Source organism: Paenibacillus sp. sgz302115, assembly GCF_056120445.1.
Map to the genome: position 1 here is coordinate 1,185,294 of NZ_JBVYOK010000001.1, position 17,037 is coordinate 1,202,330.

Below are 17,037 nucleotides of genomic sequence, written 5' to 3' on the forward strand. Positions count from 1 at the left end.
CTAATAATTAGTATAGCAGAGGTTTCTTCTTACCTTTACTTTGCGCTTGTATCCATTCCAGCACCAGACTCCAGCCGCATGAGCAGCGTCGCAATTAGAGCGATTAAGAAGCCAGCCCCGCAAGCGATCAGAAAACCGCCGAACCCGTCCCCCAGGTAAGCGGGCAAAGTCGCCAGTCCCGGAAAAGCAAAAGAGATCGCGGACGAGCCGAACATCCCGACCATTCCGCCGCCGATGCCTCCGGCGAAGCAGACGGCGATCATCGGCTTGCGCAAGGGCAGGTTCACACCGAACATCGCGGGCTCGGTGACTCCGAAGAGGGCCGAAATGGAGGCGGACAAGCTCAAGGTTTTGAACTTCTTGTCTTTAGCTTTGATGAAGACCGCCAGCGCTGCCCCCGCCTGCGCGAAAGCGGCCGGTCCCATTAGTGCCAAGAGGGTATCCGAACCATTCAGACTGATATTATTGATCGCCAGCGGCACCAGACTCCAGTGCAGACCGAAGATGACCATCGGCTGGATGATTGCGCCCAGAACCACTCCCGCGCCTACCGGACTCAGCGTATACACCAAGCGGTAACCCCGAGCAAGCGCATCCCCGGCAAGTGTACCTAGCGGACCGAATACCAGCAGCGTCACAGATGATACGACGACAATTGAGATCAACGGGGTAAAGAACTCACGAATGATCTCGGGCAACACTTTAATGCAGATTCGTTCGACATAGACTAGCAAGCCTACTGCGAGAATGATTGGAATGGCACTCGCCGGATAGTTGACGGAAGTAATGCCCATACCGAGAAACCGGATGCTCTCTGGGCCTGCAAATATCGTGGTCAGACTCGGGTACAGCAACACCCCGGCGATCACGACGGCAGTAAATGGATTAGCCTTGAATTTACGGGCTGCAGTATAAGCCAGAAGAATAGGAAGATAGTAGAACAGACTGTCCGCCATTGCGTTAAGCACAGTATACGTATCTTCCGTTTTGCTGATCATCTCCAGCGCCACCGCACCAGCCAATAACCCTTTCATAATCCCCGCTGCACTCAGAATATTGACAATCGGAAGAAAAATTCCGGAGATGCCGTCAATAATGATATTGACCGCGCTCCTCTTGGACTGCTTCACAGATGTTACCTGATTATGTACCTCCATACGCTCCCCCTGCATGCTTCACTTTATAGCCGGTACTTGATTTCGGCCTATCTATCGACGTCTACTATAGCATAGCAGCCAGCGCGTGGGGACCCCAACAATTAGTGCATTTCAACTCCACCCATATTCAAATCCAAGACAAATAACCCGTAAGAAGGTCACTTTTATTCAAAGCTTCCAGCTTACGGGCTACTATTCAGACCAGCATTATTGCAGGCCGATTAAAACACTTTTGTCGTCCACGATTCGCAGTTCCACGTTTCTGTCACGATATCGCGGTAAAATTCAGGTTCATGGGAAATCAGCAAAATGCTGCCCTTATACGCTTTGAGCGCGCGCTGCAGTTCGTCCTTTGCATCCACGTCGAGATGGTTCGTCGGTTCGTCCAGTACAAGCAGATTCGTCTCGCGGTTGATCAGCTTGCACAAACGGACCTTGGCTTTCTCGCCGCCGCTTAAGACTGCGACCTTGCTCTCGATATGCTGTGTCGTCAGACCGCACTTGGCCAGCGCTGCCCGGATTTCAAACTGGGTAAAGGACGGGAACTCGGTCCAAATCTCTTCAATACAGGTATTGTAGTTCGTTCCCTTGATTTCCTGCTCGAAATAGCCGATTTCCAGCAGGTCGCCGAGTCTGGCCGAACCGGAAATGGCCGGGATTTGGCCGAGAATGCTGCGTAGTAGCGTCGTTTTCCCGATCCCGTTCGCGCCGACGAGAGCGATTTTTTGCCCACGTTCCATTTGCAGGTTCAGAGGTCTCGACAACGGTGAATCGTAGCCGATCACGAGGTCCTTGGTTTCGAAGATCAGCTTGCCGGAAGTGCGCGCATCTTTGAAGTTGAATTGTGGCTTCGGTTTTTCCCTCGCGAGCTCGATAACCTCCATCTTGTCCAGCTTCTTCTGCCGGGACATTGCCATATTGCGCGTAGCCACACTGGCCTTGTTCCGGGCAACGAAGTCCTTAAGATCCGCGATTTCCTGCTGCTGGCGTTTAAAGGCGGATTCAAGCTGCAGCTTTTTCGCCTCGTACACCTGCTGGAAATAGTCGTAATCCCCCACGTAACGCGTTAGCGACTGATTCTCCATATGGTAGATCAGGTTGATGACACTGTTCAGGAACGGAATGTCATGCGAGATCAGAATGAAGGCATTTTCGTATTCCTGCAAATACCGCTTCAGCCATATGATGTGCTGCTCGTCGAGATAGTTGGTCGGCTCGTCAAGCAGCAGAATGTCCGGCTTCTCCAGCAGCAGCTTAGCCAGCAGCACCTTGGTCCGCTGTCCGCCGCTGAGATCATGAACATCCTTATCCAGACCGATGTCTGTCAGTCCCAGCCCGCGGGCGGTTTCGTCGATTTTGGCGTCGATCATATAAAAATCCTGGCTCGTCAGTGTGTCCTGAATCGTTCCAACATCCTCCAGCAACTGTTCCAGTTCCTCAGGAGACACATCGCCCATTTTGCCGTACATGTCGTTCATCTCTTGTTCCATATCGAACAGATATTGAAAGGCCCCGCGCAAAACATCGCGAATCGACTGCCCCTTCGTCAGCACCGCGTGCTGGTCCAGATAGCCGGCCCGCATGCGTTTTGCCCATTCGACTTTACCTTCGTCCGGCTGAAGCTTGCCTGTAATAATGTTCATGAAGGTAGACTTACCTTCACCGTTGGCGCCGATCAGACCAATATGCTCGCCCTTCAAAAGACGGAAGGATACATCGCTGAAAATCGCGCGGTCTCCAAACCCGTGACTCAGCCGTTCTACATTTAATATGCTCATGAATTTAACACCTTTTCCTTTATACAGTATACTCGTCATATTATAAAGGCTAAAGCGCCACAACTCCAGACAGGTTTTAAAAAAATGAAGAGGTTAATCATTTAGCAGCATGTATTGGCAGATATTGTTGGGGGGATTCTAGGCGGAGAGTACTTTATCTGGACTATTAACGGCCTTTACGATAGCCTATTTTGCAGGAAGACTATTCGGCCGCTGAAGAACGTATTTTGAAAAAAGAGGGGACAGTCCTTAATGAATACAATCCTTGTTGCAGATGATGATCCCGAGATTCGGGACGTCATTCATGTATATTTACGAAATGAGGGATACCATGTAACTGAAGCAGCCGATGGCCAGGAAGCACTGGATGCAATAAAAACAACATCGGTTCAATTAATTATCCTCGATGTTATGATGCCTCGAATGGATGGTATCAAGACATGTCTCAAAATAAGGGAAATATCGAACGCTCCAATTATTATGCTGTCAGCCAAGCAAGAGGATATTGATAAAATCACGGGGCTGACTACCGGTGCTGATGATTACATGATCAAACCTTTTAATCCGCTGGAGCTGCTTGCCCGTGTAAAAGCCCAGCTACGGCGTCAATCCTTAATAGGGAAAGAAGAATTTAATTCACTTCTTATTATTAAAGACCTGATCATAGATAAGAGTAAACATTCCGTGAAGGTAAAAGGAAATGAAATTTCGTTGACTCCTCTGGAGTTTGCTATATTAGCATTGCTTGCAAGCCGCCCTGGACAAGTCTTTAGTTCGGAGCAAATTTACGAAAGTGTATGGAAAGAGCCTTACGGATACTCTGATAATACCGTGATGGTCCATATTCGCAATTTACGCGAGAAGCTGGAGGAAGCTCCGAGAGAACCGCAATATATTAAAACAGTGTGGGGAGTTGGCTATAAAATTGACTGAATGTGCTTCGCTTGAAGCAATAGGATGAACAAGTACAGGTCCCCCCAATATAGCTCATAGTGACGCTGCCCGTAAGGTACACCAACCAGGGGCTGTTGCTGTGGGCTTCTTTGTCTTGCCGATAGTCTTCAGAATTTCTTTAGAAATATCCCCACTAATTCCTCAGATTTTCTCGTTACGATTAGACAATCATACGAAGTCAATCAGTATGGTTATCTCATCATTTATCCCAACAATAATGGAGGAATACCAGTTGAGTATAAATAAAAATCTTTTATTTTTGCGAAGTTTTATTCACAATCCAAAACGAGTAGGCAGTGTTACACCGAGTTCCCGGTTCCTGGCAAATAACTTGGTTAATCAAGCGCCATGGCATGAGGTTAAGGCAATTGCTGAGCTTGGATCCGGTACAGGGGCGATCACCCGTGCAATCAGTACTAAGGTGAACAAAACAACGGATGTACTATTATTTGAAATGGATGAGACCATGAGGAATAATCTGAAGACAGAATACCCGGACTTCTCCTGTCATCCCAATGCTGCACACTTAGTAGAAACAATGAAAGCTCTGCACATTGCTCAGTTGGACTGTATTTTTAGCGGACTGCCCTTTTTTAATTTTGAACGTGAACTCAGAGACACCTTGGTCGAACAGATCTATCAATCGCTCAAACCAGAAGGATTATTTATCGCATTTCAATATTCACTTCAAATGAAGAAGCAGTTCTCCGAATATTTTATTATTGATAAAATAGATTTCGTGCCCTTTAATATCCCTCCTGCTTTCGTTTACGTTTGCCGTAAAAAAGGATGAATACGGTTTGTTTAACTGATGGTTTAACCTGATCTGCTATAGTGTTTGCTTTACTGGATCGGGTTATTTTTCTGTTGTTCTGAGTATTTCAACTATCGAATCAATAACAACCTGCGGGTTCTCGATGTGTATGTTATGTCCGCTATCCTTTACTTCAACCATCCTTCCATTAGTTGACAAATTTTTCATGTCATCCGCCACTTCCGTGAGCCTCTCTCTTATTATTTTCTTTGTATCTTCTGAAGTCCCAGGATAAAATTCGTTAACTATCCCAGACTTTAAAACTATTAATGGAATATCTTTTAACTTCAAGCCCCTTACTTTACTGTATCCTTCCTGAACATTTGAGAACTCATTATATGTAGTGGCAATAGACTTTTTTTGAAAAGAAATTTTCCATAAAAGATCCTGAGTTTGCTGTGAAAATGGTCTAATGGTTTTTGTGAAACCAGGAAATATTTTTAAACCAGATGACAATTTTACCATAAAAAAGAAGCCACTACTCTTTCGCGTTCTTCCCCTCCCCCATTCAAATCGTAAGATTTCCGTTAGAATTCCTTAAGTAATTAGTTAAATCACAGCGGATATTTTCGCCTACACTTATGGAGTCATATCCAGTTATATTACAAAGGGGAGCTTTAGATGGAAAAGTTAAAAACTTATGCTTTTGGTCGGCCTGTAATGTTTTCTATTATTTTGATTGTTGTGTCCGTTGCCTTCACGTTCATACCTTTAGATCCTTTGTTTGTGTCTTTGTTAGGTCAGCAATCTAGTGAATATGCAACAGGTATAATTGAGCAGGTACTCGCTAGTTTTGCTTTGATATGGGTTCTGAAACGGTGGGGGTTATTGAAGCGCGCAGGATTTACCCGTCCGAACTGGAAGGGATTGTGGATTTACTGGCCTATAGTCATGTACACGCTACTTAATGGGTCAGATTTTATATTTGGCAATATTGTTATAGATATCTCAAAACCAATCGTAATTGTACTGTTCATCTTAACTTATCTATCCACGGGATTATTTGAAGAGGTGTTGTGCCGCGGTGCTGTATTGTCTGTAATGCTGCGTAAATGGGGGGCAACCCGAAGAGGATGTTATGCTGCGGTGATTATATCCAGTGTATTGTTTGGTTCCGCGCATATCATCCATTTTTTTCTTCATCATTCTTCATTACTTGCTACCCTTACACAAATGACTTATGGAATATTTATCGGTGTGTTTTTTGCGGCCTGTGTTATCAGGAACAAGAGCATATTTCCGGCAATGCTTGCTCATGGTGTATTTGATATCTTTGGTAGTCTTCAAGAGCACAAAACCTATCTTACTATGACTGTCAGTAACTCCGTAATCTCAATTCTAATCTTTCTGCCCTTATTTATTTATGGACTTGTTATCCTCCGCAAAGTAACACCTTCTGCAGATCACGAATCTAATTGATAGAGTTAATTTATACCTGCCGCTATAATAGTGATACTACAGAGTGTAATTTGGAAGGGATCTACTATGGAGCAATACAGTATTCTAATTATTGATGATGAACATGAAATTGTTGAGTTAATTGAGATTTATCTTGTCAATGAAGGGTATCGGGTATTTACAGCCTTTACTGGAACTGAAGGTTTGGACATTCTGAGCCATCAGAAGATAGATCTGGTTGTGCTCGATATTATGATGCCAGGAATGGATGGAATGGAGACCTGCAGAAGGATAAGGCAGACCATGAACTTACCCATTATTATGCTAAGCGCCAAGTCGCAGGATATGGACAAGATTCTCGGGCTTGGGCTTGGTGCGGATGATTATTTATCCAAACCTTTTAATCCAATGGAGCTGATTGCACGGATCAAATCACAGTTAAGACGTTATATCGTTTTAAATGTACCCAATCAGCAAAAGAATGAGGATAGCGTCGTTCATATCAAGGGTCTAGTGATCAATAAAAATAATCATTCCGTCTCCACTGACCACGGTGAGATCAATTTAACCCCAACCGAATATGAAATACTGTTATTGCTCGCTAGTAGTCCCGGCACTGTCTTTAGTGCAGAACAAATTTTCGAAGCGGTGTGGAAAGAAAAATATTTTGAATCCAACAATACGATTATGGTTCATATTTGGAGATTACGAGAAAAGGTAGAGAAGCTACCAAAAACGCCTGAGATCATCGAAACCGTGTGGGGAGTTGGCTACAAAATTGAAAAATAAACTGGGCACCATACGCTACAAGTTGATCCTGATCTTTTTTACCAGCGCGGCTTTGACCGGTTTATGTATGTTTCTGATATTTACTGCCTTAATCAAGGCGTCCGAAAACCACCCCTTCGCGGTATTTTTCATGCAAAATTATATTGTATTTTCCCTGATACTGTTCGTCATTCTTGTCCTGCTGATGATTGGATTTCTTCTGCTGCTGACCAGAAAGAGCATCGTATATCTCGAAGATATAACGAAAACACTGGAAACCATCTCGAGAGGCGATTTGGAAGTCAATATACCTGTAAAAAGCTCTGACGAGCTTGGAAAATTGGCCACCACCGTCAATAGCATGGTTTATAAACTAAAGATTTTGATGGAAGAAGAAAAAAGCTGGGAAAAAACCAAAAACGATTTGATTACAAATTTATCGCATGACCTAAGAACACCCTTGACCTCCATCCTTGGGTACATGGAATTGATAGCGAACCTAAAATACACGGATGAAGAGAATTTGAACCACTATGCCGGTATAACCTTCCAAAAGTGCAATGAACTCAAGGTTCTGATTGACAATCTTTTTGAATATTCAAAGCTGACGAATTCGGGATTAACCATCAATAGACAAATGCTGAATCTGGGAGAACTTGTGGAGCAAGTGATCCTTGGATTCATCCCTGCATTAAACGAGGCGGAAATGGAGTACAGACTATTCTTCAGCAATGAAAAAATCATCATGAGTGCAGACCCGCTGCTATTGGTCCGGGTATTTGACAACCTGATTAGCAACGCCATCAAGTATGGCAGTGAAGGGAAATACCTTGATATAGAGCTAAGTAAAGCCAATAATGAAGCGCTCATACGAATTATAAACTATGGGGAGCCGATACCAGATGAGGATTTGCCCTTTGTATTTGAACGATTCTATAAAGCCGATAAATCACGCCTTGAACAGACCAATGGATCAGGGCTAGGGCTTGCTATTGTAAAGAGTATTATTGAGCTGCATGGCGGTACGGTTACGGTGAACAACTCAGACAATAGGACTGCTTTTGAAATTAGGTTTGGGGTGGGGGCTGTGTAATGCAGTATCTACTAGCTATGCCCAATAGATACTGTCAGAAGCTTCTTCCGACCAGGGACCAGTTCACCGGGGTGTGAGCGTGATGCGGCAGATAAGGTGACTTTTTCTTGGGTAATCTAATAGGGTTTTTGAGGTGTTATGGGGTAACACCTCATTTGTTGGATTTGGATATTACATGCTTAGGGTAAGTTTAGTCAATATGAAAATGAAGTCTCAAGGGATAGGAAAAAGTAATCTTAAGAAAAACGTATTGCCCATATGTCATCGACTGTTTTGTGTATATCTTCATTAAACTTGTAGGTTGTTTAAAATATTTGGTATTTCATCAAATGAATTTATCCAAATTACATTTAGACCCAACTCATTAGCATCTTGCTCTTCTAACAAAGATGCTAGGTTATCCACGGTGTTGTTTTCAGAAATATCAGGTATTTTCTTTATTATGTAGTGATTTAATTTCTTATCAGGATTTTTTCGATTTGCGACATCAAGTAATCTTCTTAAATTTGGGTCCGTCAAACTTAGACCAATAAACAAGCAAGTGTTTTGACTTAACTTATTAAGTTGTATTAGGTTAGACCAACTAAATGGTTCAATAAATTGGCTATGGTATGCATCTTCACTAAATACTATATTCGATTCAAGTGGTATTTTTCCTATTCTTGGTAAGTATCCATGAACGTGATAAATTGGTATTTCACCTGAATGATGTTTAATTCCTTCAGAATAAATAACTTTAAACTTAATATTGTGTCTTTCTAACTGTTCTTCTATTAGGGAATCAAAATTAAAAGTAATTATTGAATCCAATGGTTTCCTATCTCTTTGCGGTCGAGATAAATTAACTATTGCGTTAATAGTTTCAGTTTCTGTAACTTGTGAAGAGTAAAGTGCTTTCCTTACTTCTTTTTGAAAGTCTCTTCCTAAATTATTTTTAAGAAACTTACCAATAATTAAATTTGAATATTTGAGATTATATTGTTCTATATTTTTGAAATTTATTGATATATTTCTATTATTTGAAATTTTTTTCATCATTGATTCTATAAGTGTAGTTAGTAATTGATCCCATGCTGGAATACCGGCACTTATTGAAACTCCTGCCCCACATACAAGTGTCAATCTTCCTTCATGTAACGATTTCCCTAATGATTTAATATCGTTTTCGTAAGATTTTAGTTCTAATTTTTCCTGCCGCTGTGATAAAACAAATTGTTCTCTGTTATCTATCACTAATGAGCCAATTAATTCCTTAATTCCTTCTTCAAACTTTGTTGAAAGATCTAAATATTTATAGTTAGACAGATAACTAGGAACACTACTTTTATCAATAAGAACTGGTATAATTCTACTAATACCCATGGAAATTTCACCAAATGCCATTGAAGAAAGTTCCTTTGAAACCCATTTTGAGTTCAGTGAATTCTGACTAATAACAACTATAATAGCATCTGCCCTTTTTATACCTTCATTGATTTTATTTAGTATATTATCTCCTGGTTTTATCTTCCAACCATCGAACCAAACGGAATGTCCCCCTTCTTTAAGAATAGAAGCAATCTTAATAGCAATTTCTTTATCTTCATGACTGTAACTAATAAATATTTCCATTTGATCACCCCATAAAATTCCATGTACTTATTGCATATAACATTATATTCACAAACCTCGTGAAACTACCAACTCAATCTCAATATTCAAATATTACTCGGTCGAAGGTCTTGATGAACTATAGTCATATTATACTATGAAATGGAAAAATATTACGATTGCTATTATTTCATACTTGTAAACAAAAAACTCCCGCCAAAACATCAGCAGAAGTTCCTTTGAATGAATGATTCACACGAACATCCCACCAATGATAGGTACGTGTGAATCAACAACTAGCTATACCCAATAGATAAGAAAACAGGCTTATTTTCGCGCTTGGCGATTTCAAAAGCATCTTCCGACTTAGGGGAACCAGTTCATCGGGTTACAAGTATGTTGCAGCAAATACGACGACTTTTCCTTGGCTAATCTATTGGGTACTTTTTGAGTTGTCATGGGTCATCACCTCGTTTCGTGTTGGATTTGGGTAAAGTAATTGCTTAGGGTTACCCAAAATGGTGGGTGAACGCGCAGGAGGATAAAAAAAGGTATCATAATCAACACTGAACATAACAAAAAAAGAGGGGATCCCCCTCTAAGTTAAAAAAACAATTGTAAAATAATTCCTGTTGCAACAATACCAATCAGAATACGCGTAAAAACTGCCTAATTTAGATAAACAATCCCACGCTCTAATTAACAGTGGGATTGTTTTTAACCTTATGACATCGAACTTTAATACCTTTTTACGAAGTTACAATTCTTTATGATCTTCTAACCCAACTAATAACTCTTCTCTTAAATTATAAACTTCTTCATAATTGTCCTGTTTGTCTTCATATTCATATCTTAAGCATATATCAACTAAGTACCAATAACATGTTATTTGATATTTATGAAAATCAATACTGCTTAGTTGCATTTCATCATCTAGTTTATAATTCAGCCATGGACAATTTTTAAGAAGTCTCGAATCGACTCTACCATTTTTATGAACTATTGAATTTCTTATTTGCGACATTTCTAATATATTCTTCTTAATAGTATTAGGTATATGCCCACCATATCCAACCGTTTCTAATAGAGTCTCAAATCTTCCAATACCTATCTTTAATGAAGCCTTCGTCTCAGATTTCAATGATTCCAGCAAATACTCCGCTTTTTCTTTTTCACTTAGTTGAACAAATTCAAATAGGTTACCTTTAATTTTATTCAAATACTCGTGTGTTTTCATTTTTTTCGTTAATAAAACCTCAATCACGAGCTCATCAATGCAAGCTTCAAGTATGCTCCAAAGCCTAATCAAAGCCAAAATGTAGAGATATGAAAATCCATTATTTTGTTGATCTTCCGCAAATCTTTCTAGTTTCAGTGCTTTTTCTAGCTTTTCTTTTTTCTTCTTATTATTCGATTTATTTAAAGCTTCTACCACCCGAGAAGCATTTCTAGCATAATCAAATCCAACCCAACTAAGTTCCAAAAATGTATTTAACTTTGTTATTTCATCAAAATGTGAATCTATTATATTTGTTTTCTTTCCCTCCATAATGTTACTGCCTCCTAGATTTTAATACCCGCAAGAGTCTACGATGTGCCTAAAGAGAGCTGTTTTTCCTTCAAACATAGGGTGAAAATTATAAATCCAATGGGTTATTAGTAACTTCGTGACTTTGAAGAAGCATATCTAGCTATTTTTCCAATTTGATCTTCAACAGATTTAAAAGTTACCTCAAGTATTCTTCCATAATACTCATGGAAAAATCTTAAATAGTCCTCAGAAATAATGATTTTATCACCTAATTTGTGCTTTGTTTGGATTTTATTAGCCTCTAAATTTTGAATAAAGATATTGTTTACAATCCCTTCATTATGTATAAGTAAGTTTCTTGTATTGGATGCTATAATCAATAGATCCAAATCGCTTTTATCAATACCAATCTCTAATCCAAATATTTCTTTTAATTTTAAAATTACTTGTTTAATATTACTGCTTTGAATAAGATCTTTGACCTTGTAGTCAATTAGTTTATTTCTTACAACCAATATATTTTCAGAAAGAAATAACTCTTGTGCATCAACGCTCATTTTTTGCCCTATAAATTGAGGAAAAAACCAAAACAAGATTTTATATATATTTCCAAATAAAACTTCAAAAGCTTGATAATAGTCTATAAAGCATTTTTCCATTGAATTATTATAGTAACTGCTTCCATTCATAGAAAACAATTCAGCAAAAGTAGTGGTCATTTCAGTTATACTTTTATCACTTAAGTTAGTGTACATATTAAGCTTTTGGTCTGATTTCAGGTACTCATTAGTTATTGTCACCATTCCTAAAGTTAATGCAGTAAAAGATGTTATCTCACTAATAGTATGCAATACTGAAGAATAAACTTCCATTAGGGAAATTTTTAGAATTTCTTCTTTCTTTTCTTCTGGTAAAACATTAATGTCAATTATTGTATATTTCATAGTTACTCCTTAGAATTAGCTATAGCTAACATTGATTACGAGGTTCGGAATATAGTAATCACAATTTCAAATAAATACAAATTATTTGGAGGACATAGTCCATCTAACTAATAGTCTTAGTATACTATGAAATGGAAGAATATGACGAATATTATTTTATTCTTCAAACAAAAAATTCCCACCAATTTTTAGTTGTTGCTTGCAGTTCGTACTCCCGATTTGAAATTTCGTATATATTCAAAAATTCTGGATTAAGCATTCTTATAGTCCTCTTAATATGTTCATAATAGCTTTCTACAGTGAAATTCCAGCTAGCTTCCTCTACTGTATATGCACCCAATCCATGAATGGAAAGCTGATTCCCGACCGGAACCACTGGAGATAACCAGCCCGCTTCAATTTTGTTTTTCAAGCCGTTTAGATCTACGAGCTCCCAACAATTCGTCATACCATCTTCATATATATCTACATTGATGTAGATATTGTGGCCACCGTTATTGATAATCCCGGGAATGGAAGTACCCTCTATTGTTTTTGTTCTACGAATCACTTTCATCTGGAACCTCCCGCTTTAGACTCAATTATACTCTGACACTATTATAGTTGAACTGTATATATGTATATCACACAATGATTGTTTTAACGAAGCAGTTCTGCTTTTCTCCCGAAGCCATCTACTCATTACCTGCCCTTTTAACTCTTTCCCCCTGAAACCCCAACACCCTTCTCCCCCGCCGCCAACACCTCTATCATCATCAAAGCCCCCATCCGAAACCCTTCCGTATACGCCGCCGCAGAATACATAGATGTCGATTGCCCTAGCAAGTCCATTAACTTCTCCAAATTATCGTACTCTTCTGGTGAGAGCTTGTTGTGATAGTCGTCCATTAGCAAAGAAATTTTGCGGTTAAGGTTGTGATATTCGGAATTTGTAGGGTGTATGCTTTCGTCAGGTCTGATATTTCCATAGAATAAGTTTTCCAAAATATTGCCCATGATTCTCCTCCTTTGTATTGCAGATGTATGCTCCCGGGCACAGTGCCCTGTGTGTATCATACCTCATCTAATTGCTGCACATTGTATTTTAGCGATATAATCGCTAACATCCTCCATGCACCCTAAAGCAACATTATCCAAGAATCCTCCGATAGTTCATATTATAATAACCATACATTACTGAAAAAGAAGGTGCAGGCGGTGGCTCGTGAAGTTCGGACGGTCGTTTTTGATGCGGATTTGAGGCTTGAGGCGTATCAGTTTGAAGGGATTATGCAGAAGTTCCCGAACCATTTTCATGACTATTATGTCATTGGTTTTATTGAACAAGGCAAGAGAAGTCTCGTATGTAATCATAAGGAGTACAGCCTGAGCAGCGGAGATGTGGTCATCTTTAATCCGCAGGACCCACACGCTTGCGAAGCGGTAGACGGGAGAGCCCTTGACTATCGGTGCATCAATATTCAGCCCGAGGTTATGCGGGAGTATGTGCAGGAAATTACGGGAAGCAATGTTTTGCCGCGATTTACACAGCCCGTTCTCTACCAGAGTGAGCTGGCGTTGTCCTTGCATGAGCTGCACCTTATGATTTTGGAGGGCCATTCCGATTTTCAAAAGGAAGAATTGTTCATGTTCCTCCTGGAGCAGCTTCTGAGAGAATATACAGACACAGAACCTCCTTGCCCTACCCGGGAGCTTACTGCTGAAATTAAAATCATCTGCGAATATATAGAGTCCCATTATGCGCACAGCATTACCCTGAATCAGTTAAGCGAGTTGGCAGGCATAAGCAAATATCACTTGCTGCGTTTATTTACCAAGCAAAAAGGAATATCGCCGTATTGTTACCTGGAAACCATTCGAATTAACCATGCCAAAAAGCTTTTAGAACAAGGAGCGCCTCCTATCGAAGTGGCCTCTCAGACCGGGTTCAGTGACCAGAGCCATTTTACTAATTTTTTCAAAAAACTGATCGGCTTAACCCCTAAGCAATACATGCGTATATTTGTTCAGTCACCAGAGGCCACATCATGATGGATCAGCGTAAGGCCACCACTGGACACCTGCTCGCATTCATTACGATTGTGATCTGGGGAACTACCTTCATCTCCACCAAAATACTGTTAACGGACTTTTCCCCCGTTGAAATTCTGCTGTTCCGCTTTCTCATAGGGTACGTTGTGCTGTCTCTTATCTATCCGCGTCCAATAAGGACTGCAACGTTTAAAGAGGAACTGCTGTTTATTGCGGCTGGGCTGTGCGGGGTGACTTTATATTTTCTAATCGAGAATATAGCCCTTGTCTATACGCTGGCTTCCAACGTAGGAGTGATTGTATCCATTGCTCCATTTCTCACGGCGGTGTTAGCTCATTTCTTTTTAGAGGAAGAGAAGTTGAATCTGCAATTTGTTACTGGCTTTGTGATTGCGCTGGCAGGAATTATAATCATCGGGCTGAACGGTAGTTTTGTTCTACAACTGAACCCTGTCGGAGACTTGCTTGCCTTGCTCGCCCCCGCTGTCTGGGCCATTTATTCTGTGTTGATGCGAAAAATAAGCGGGCTGAAGGTTCACCCCATTGGGGCTACGCGCAGAGTGTTCTTTTATGGACTGGCGGGTATGTTGCCTGCAGTATTTCTGTCGGAATTCCAGCTTGGCCTGGACAGATTCAGTAAAATCTCAAATGTAACGAACCTTTTATACTTAGGGCTGGGAGCATCGGCCTTGTGTTTTGTGACCTGGAACCGGGTGGTAGGTATCTTGGGAGCGGTAAAAACAAGCGTGTACATCTACATTGTGCCAGTGGTTACAGTCGCGGCCTCTGCCCTTATTTTGCATGAAAAAATCACTTGGGCAACCATTGTGGGAACCTTCCTGACTCTGACCGGTTCCTATATTTCCGAACGTAAAATCAAAACGACCCCCAAGGAGAGGGTCGCTGTGAGGAGTATGGAATGATCGCTGCTTGCAAATATTACATTTCCTTTGCATTTAACATTACATTAATACTGTGCAGTTCAATCCTGTCATTCTCTGCCCTGTTGTCTGAATACTCATGTTCCTTGTCAATAAAGATCTCATTTCTTCTTAAGAACCCAAGCAACCTGACTGCTTCTTGTCTTATACTATCCATGTAACTATCAAACTCGATAGGATCTCTCTTTAGAATCTCCTTGTACTCGTCGGATGTCATAATGAAGGTTAATGCAATATATCTTAGAAAATTGTAACCATCACAGTACTCGTCATACAGCATTGCCAACGTTTCCAACGTCTCAGCTTCATCTTCATTAGTTAAGAGATCATTTAGAGCCAGCTCTAGTCGCTCTTGTTCAAATTGGCCAAAATTGATCAGTCTTCTGATTTGTTTTTCTGTTTCGTGATATGCAAATTTGTCTTTATAGTCTCTGGAGATGAGTTCGTAGTATTCATTTTTACCAAAAATCTCTTCCAATTCATCATTCTCATACACCCATCGTTCGAAGTTCAAAATTGACTGCTTATTCTTCCTATTGTTAATGAAATAGTACAAGTAACGTTGCGCCGAGGTTTTATCCATTAATTTCATCAGGCAACGAAAATGTCCCATCCAGGTTAGGCTCGAACGCAACAGTCTTCAATATAGCATCGAGATTGAGCTCTCCGTATATATGCGGATATTCGCTTCCTTCGTTGTATAGGTCTTCCCATTTGACTTCAGACTTTACTTTTGACTCCTCAATGCAGAGTAGAATCAACCCTTTTACTCCTTTAAAGTTATAATCCGCGACGGCTACCATTTTTTCAACCGGTGAACAATGAATGAATCCTTCGGTCTCTAGGGTGTTGCCTTTATAGACTCCGTTCACAACCGCTGTTTCCCATTCGGTTCTCAATACAGCATGCAGAAATATCATCACGAACCCCCTCCTATTAAATATTGGCATATGTACCAGTTTAGTAAATAAGCTCTAAAAGATCAAAAAGTATCTTGGAACCCTTCTTGCATATCTCTCATACTCATCACCAAACATAGAATACAAATGCTTCTCCTCTTGCAATATTAATAAGTGAAAGGCAAGCAGATTCATGACCAATACAATCAAGGTAAAGAGGTTGGCGTAGGTAACGAATAGCCCAATAAACATCAAATTAAAGCCTACAAAAGCAGGATTTCTGCTGAATTTGTAGATACCGTCCGTTACAAGCGATGTTCTTGTGGTTTTATCTATCCCTACTCTCCAGGAGCTTTTCATATACACTATTGCCGCAATAAATATCCCTACTCCTACAGCTGTTATCATTATGCCAATGTACGTCGTGTAAATATTATTGAACATGAACCCGATAACAGAGGATATTTGCTCATGAAATATGATCTCAGCAGCCCAAGCCAGCAGCCACAATGCACTTGATACTTTAACCAACAATTCTGCACTATAAATTGAAAAATCTTTATTTCTTTTTGCTAATACATTAGCATGAATTTTCTCTCTTTGCTTCAACAATACCAGTTTGATTATGTATGCTGCGCCAAAAGCAACCAGCAAGACCAAAGAAATAATATCTGTTATCTGCATATTGATTCCTCCTATAAAATGAACACTTGAACAAACATTCATATGTATTATAATACATTATGTATTAGCAAAAAAACAAACTATTTATTCTATGAGGATGAAGCACGTGAAAATTCTTATTTATGGTGCGGGTGTAATTGGGAGTATTTTTGCCGGGAAACTTGCGTTGTCGGGACACAACATCACTGTCCTTGCAAGAGGGGAAAATCTTGTTGAACTGAAACAAAACGGGGTCATTCTCGTGAATCCAGCCAGCAGCCGGGAAGAAATTGCAAAGGTACATAACTGCCTATCTGTGTTCTCTGCATGACTACGATGAATTGAGCCTCCAACACGGCAAAAGCCGTGGGATTCCTAGCTAGTTAACGCACGCAAGCCATTTCTGTTTTGTGCAGACTGCTAAGTCAAGAGCTAGCTCATTAGCTCGTCCTGGATCAGAGCCTATAGCTATCCAG

At 40.4% G+C, this 17,037-nt stretch carries 19 protein-coding genes and 1 pseudogene; 8 read left to right on the plus strand and 12 right to left on the minus strand.

Features of this window, described 5'->3' with window-relative positions:
- Window positions 1-35: 35 nt before the first annotated feature.
- Together AC0LWN_RS05410 and AC0LWN_RS05415 are read right to left on the minus strand one after the other, a co-directional pair.
- Window positions 36-1,157: a PTS transporter subunit EIIC gene (locus tag AC0LWN_RS05410; RefSeq protein ID WP_474663518.1), complete on the minus strand. Its 1,122-nt coding sequence runs from the start codon at window positions 1,155-1,157 to the stop codon at window positions 36-38.
- A 221-nt stretch (window positions 1,158-1,378) separates the two neighbouring features.
- Window positions 1,379-2,935 carry an ABC-F family ATP-binding cassette domain-containing protein gene (locus AC0LWN_RS05415; RefSeq protein ID WP_474663519.1) on the minus strand — a complete coding sequence of 519 codons (1,557 nt, stop codon included), beginning with the start codon at window positions 2,933-2,935 and terminating at the stop codon, window positions 1,379-1,381.
- A gap of 252 nt (window positions 2,936-3,187) precedes the next feature.
- On the opposite strand from AC0LWN_RS05415, the gene AC0LWN_RS05420 reads away from it, so the two are divergent.
- On the plus strand, window positions 3,188-3,868 hold the full coding sequence (locus AC0LWN_RS05420; protein WP_474663520.1) for a response regulator: 681 nt from the start codon (window positions 3,188-3,190) through the stop codon (window positions 3,866-3,868).
- 253 nt (window positions 3,869-4,121) lie between these two features.
- Entirely contained in the window at window positions 4,122-4,682 is a 561-nt protein-coding gene (locus AC0LWN_RS05425) for a class I SAM-dependent methyltransferase (RefSeq protein ID WP_474663521.1), read from the plus strand.
- 63 nt (window positions 4,683-4,745) lie between these two features.
- On the opposite strand, the gene AC0LWN_RS05430 is transcribed toward AC0LWN_RS05425, so the two are convergent.
- Window positions 4,746-5,168 carry an alpha/beta fold hydrolase gene (locus AC0LWN_RS05430; RefSeq protein ID WP_474663522.1) on the minus strand — a complete coding sequence of 141 codons (423 nt, stop codon included), beginning with the start codon at window positions 5,166-5,168 and terminating at the stop codon, window positions 4,746-4,748.
- Window positions 5,169-5,324: 156 nt separating this feature from the next.
- On the opposite strand from AC0LWN_RS05430, the gene AC0LWN_RS05435 reads away from it, so the two are divergent.
- The 3 genes from AC0LWN_RS05435 (at window position 5,325) to AC0LWN_RS05445 (ending at window position 7,962) form a co-directional block, all read left to right on the plus strand.
- Entirely contained in the window at window positions 5,325-6,122 is a 798-nt protein-coding gene (locus AC0LWN_RS05435) for a CPBP family intramembrane glutamic endopeptidase (protein WP_474663523.1), read from the plus strand.
- 66 nt (window positions 6,123-6,188) lie between these two features.
- On the plus strand, window positions 6,189-6,890 hold the full coding sequence (locus AC0LWN_RS05440) for a response regulator transcription factor (protein WP_474663524.1): 702 nt from the start codon (window positions 6,189-6,191) through the stop codon (window positions 6,888-6,890).
- Window positions 6,880-7,962, plus strand: coding sequence for a sensor histidine kinase (locus tag AC0LWN_RS05445; protein ID WP_474663525.1), 1,083 nt, complete (start codon window positions 6,880-6,882; stop codon window positions 7,960-7,962). Before AC0LWN_RS05440 ends, AC0LWN_RS05445 begins: the two co-directional genes overlap by 11 nt.
- A 288-nt stretch (window positions 7,963-8,250) precedes the next feature.
- Here the strand turns inward: AC0LWN_RS05445 and AC0LWN_RS05450 are convergent, their stop codons facing one another.
- The 6 genes and pseudogenes from AC0LWN_RS05450 to AC0LWN_RS05475 form a co-directional block, all read right to left on the minus strand.
- The gene (locus tag AC0LWN_RS05450) at window positions 8,251-9,573 is read right to left on the minus strand and encodes a TIR domain-containing protein (RefSeq protein WP_474663526.1); all 1,323 of its coding nucleotides are present in this window, start codon (window positions 9,571-9,573) and stop codon (window positions 8,251-8,253) included.
- 278 nt (window positions 9,574-9,851) lie between these two features.
- A pseudogene (locus tag AC0LWN_RS05455) lies at window positions 9,852-10,011 on the minus strand (DUF255 domain-containing protein); the annotation flags it as partial.
- A gap of 298 nt (window positions 10,012-10,309) precedes the next feature.
- The gene (locus tag AC0LWN_RS05460) at window positions 10,310-11,101 is read right to left on the minus strand and encodes a hypothetical protein (RefSeq protein WP_474663527.1); all 792 of its coding nucleotides are present in this window, start codon (window positions 11,099-11,101) and stop codon (window positions 10,310-10,312) included.
- Between the two features lie 107 nt (window positions 11,102-11,208).
- Window positions 11,209-12,027, minus strand: coding sequence for a hypothetical protein (locus AC0LWN_RS05465; RefSeq protein WP_474663528.1), 819 nt, complete (start codon window positions 12,025-12,027; stop codon window positions 11,209-11,211).
- Window positions 12,028-12,190: 163 nt separating this feature from the next.
- Window positions 12,191-12,583 carry a DUF7638 domain-containing protein gene (locus tag AC0LWN_RS05470; protein WP_474663529.1) on the minus strand — a complete coding sequence of 131 codons (393 nt, stop codon included), beginning with the start codon at window positions 12,581-12,583 and terminating at the stop codon, window positions 12,191-12,193.
- Between the two features lie 137 nt (window positions 12,584-12,720).
- Window positions 12,721-13,023 (minus strand): DUF6809 family protein, encoded by a 303-nt coding sequence (locus AC0LWN_RS05475; protein WP_474663530.1) that lies wholly within the window; start codon window positions 13,021-13,023, stop codon window positions 12,721-12,723.
- A 201-nt stretch (window positions 13,024-13,224) separates the two neighbouring features.
- On the opposite strand from AC0LWN_RS05475, the gene AC0LWN_RS05480 reads away from it, so the two are divergent.
- Both AC0LWN_RS05480 and AC0LWN_RS05485 read left to right on the plus strand, forming a co-directional pair.
- The gene (locus AC0LWN_RS05480) at window positions 13,225-14,058 is read left to right on the plus strand and encodes an AraC family ligand binding domain-containing protein (protein ID WP_474663531.1); all 834 of its coding nucleotides are present in this window, start codon (window positions 13,225-13,227) and stop codon (window positions 14,056-14,058) included.
- Window positions 14,058-14,981 carry a DMT family transporter gene (locus AC0LWN_RS05485; RefSeq protein ID WP_474663600.1) on the plus strand — a complete coding sequence of 308 codons (924 nt, stop codon included), beginning with the start codon at window positions 14,058-14,060 and terminating at the stop codon, window positions 14,979-14,981. The genes AC0LWN_RS05480 and AC0LWN_RS05485 overlap by 1 nt, the downstream gene beginning before the upstream one ends.
- Window positions 14,982-14,997: 16 nt before the next feature.
- Here AC0LWN_RS05485 and AC0LWN_RS05490 read toward each other — a convergent pair whose 3' ends face one another.
- The 3 genes from AC0LWN_RS05490 to AC0LWN_RS05500 all read right to left on the minus strand — a co-directional run bounded on the left by AC0LWN_RS05490 (window position 14,998) and on the right by AC0LWN_RS05500 (window position 16,582).
- Window positions 14,998-15,477: a hypothetical protein gene (locus AC0LWN_RS05490; RefSeq protein ID WP_474663532.1), complete on the minus strand. Its 480-nt coding sequence runs from the start codon at window positions 15,475-15,477 to the stop codon at window positions 14,998-15,000.
- Between the two features lie 97 nt (window positions 15,478-15,574).
- Complete coding sequence (locus tag AC0LWN_RS05495) at window positions 15,575-15,919, minus strand: DUF952 domain-containing protein (RefSeq protein WP_474663601.1); 345 nt, start codon at window positions 15,917-15,919, stop codon at window positions 15,575-15,577.
- Window positions 15,920-15,973: 54 nt separating this feature from the next.
- Window positions 15,974-16,582 (minus strand): methyltransferase family protein, encoded by a 609-nt coding sequence (locus AC0LWN_RS05500; protein WP_474663533.1) that lies wholly within the window; start codon window positions 16,580-16,582, stop codon window positions 15,974-15,976.
- 106 nt (window positions 16,583-16,688) lie between these two features.
- On the opposite strand from AC0LWN_RS05500, the gene AC0LWN_RS05505 reads away from it, so the two are divergent.
- On the plus strand, window positions 16,689-16,892 hold the full coding sequence (locus tag AC0LWN_RS05505; protein WP_474663534.1) for a ketopantoate reductase family protein: 204 nt from the start codon (window positions 16,689-16,691) through the stop codon (window positions 16,890-16,892).
- The last annotated feature ends 145 nt before the right edge of the window (window positions 16,893-17,037 follow it).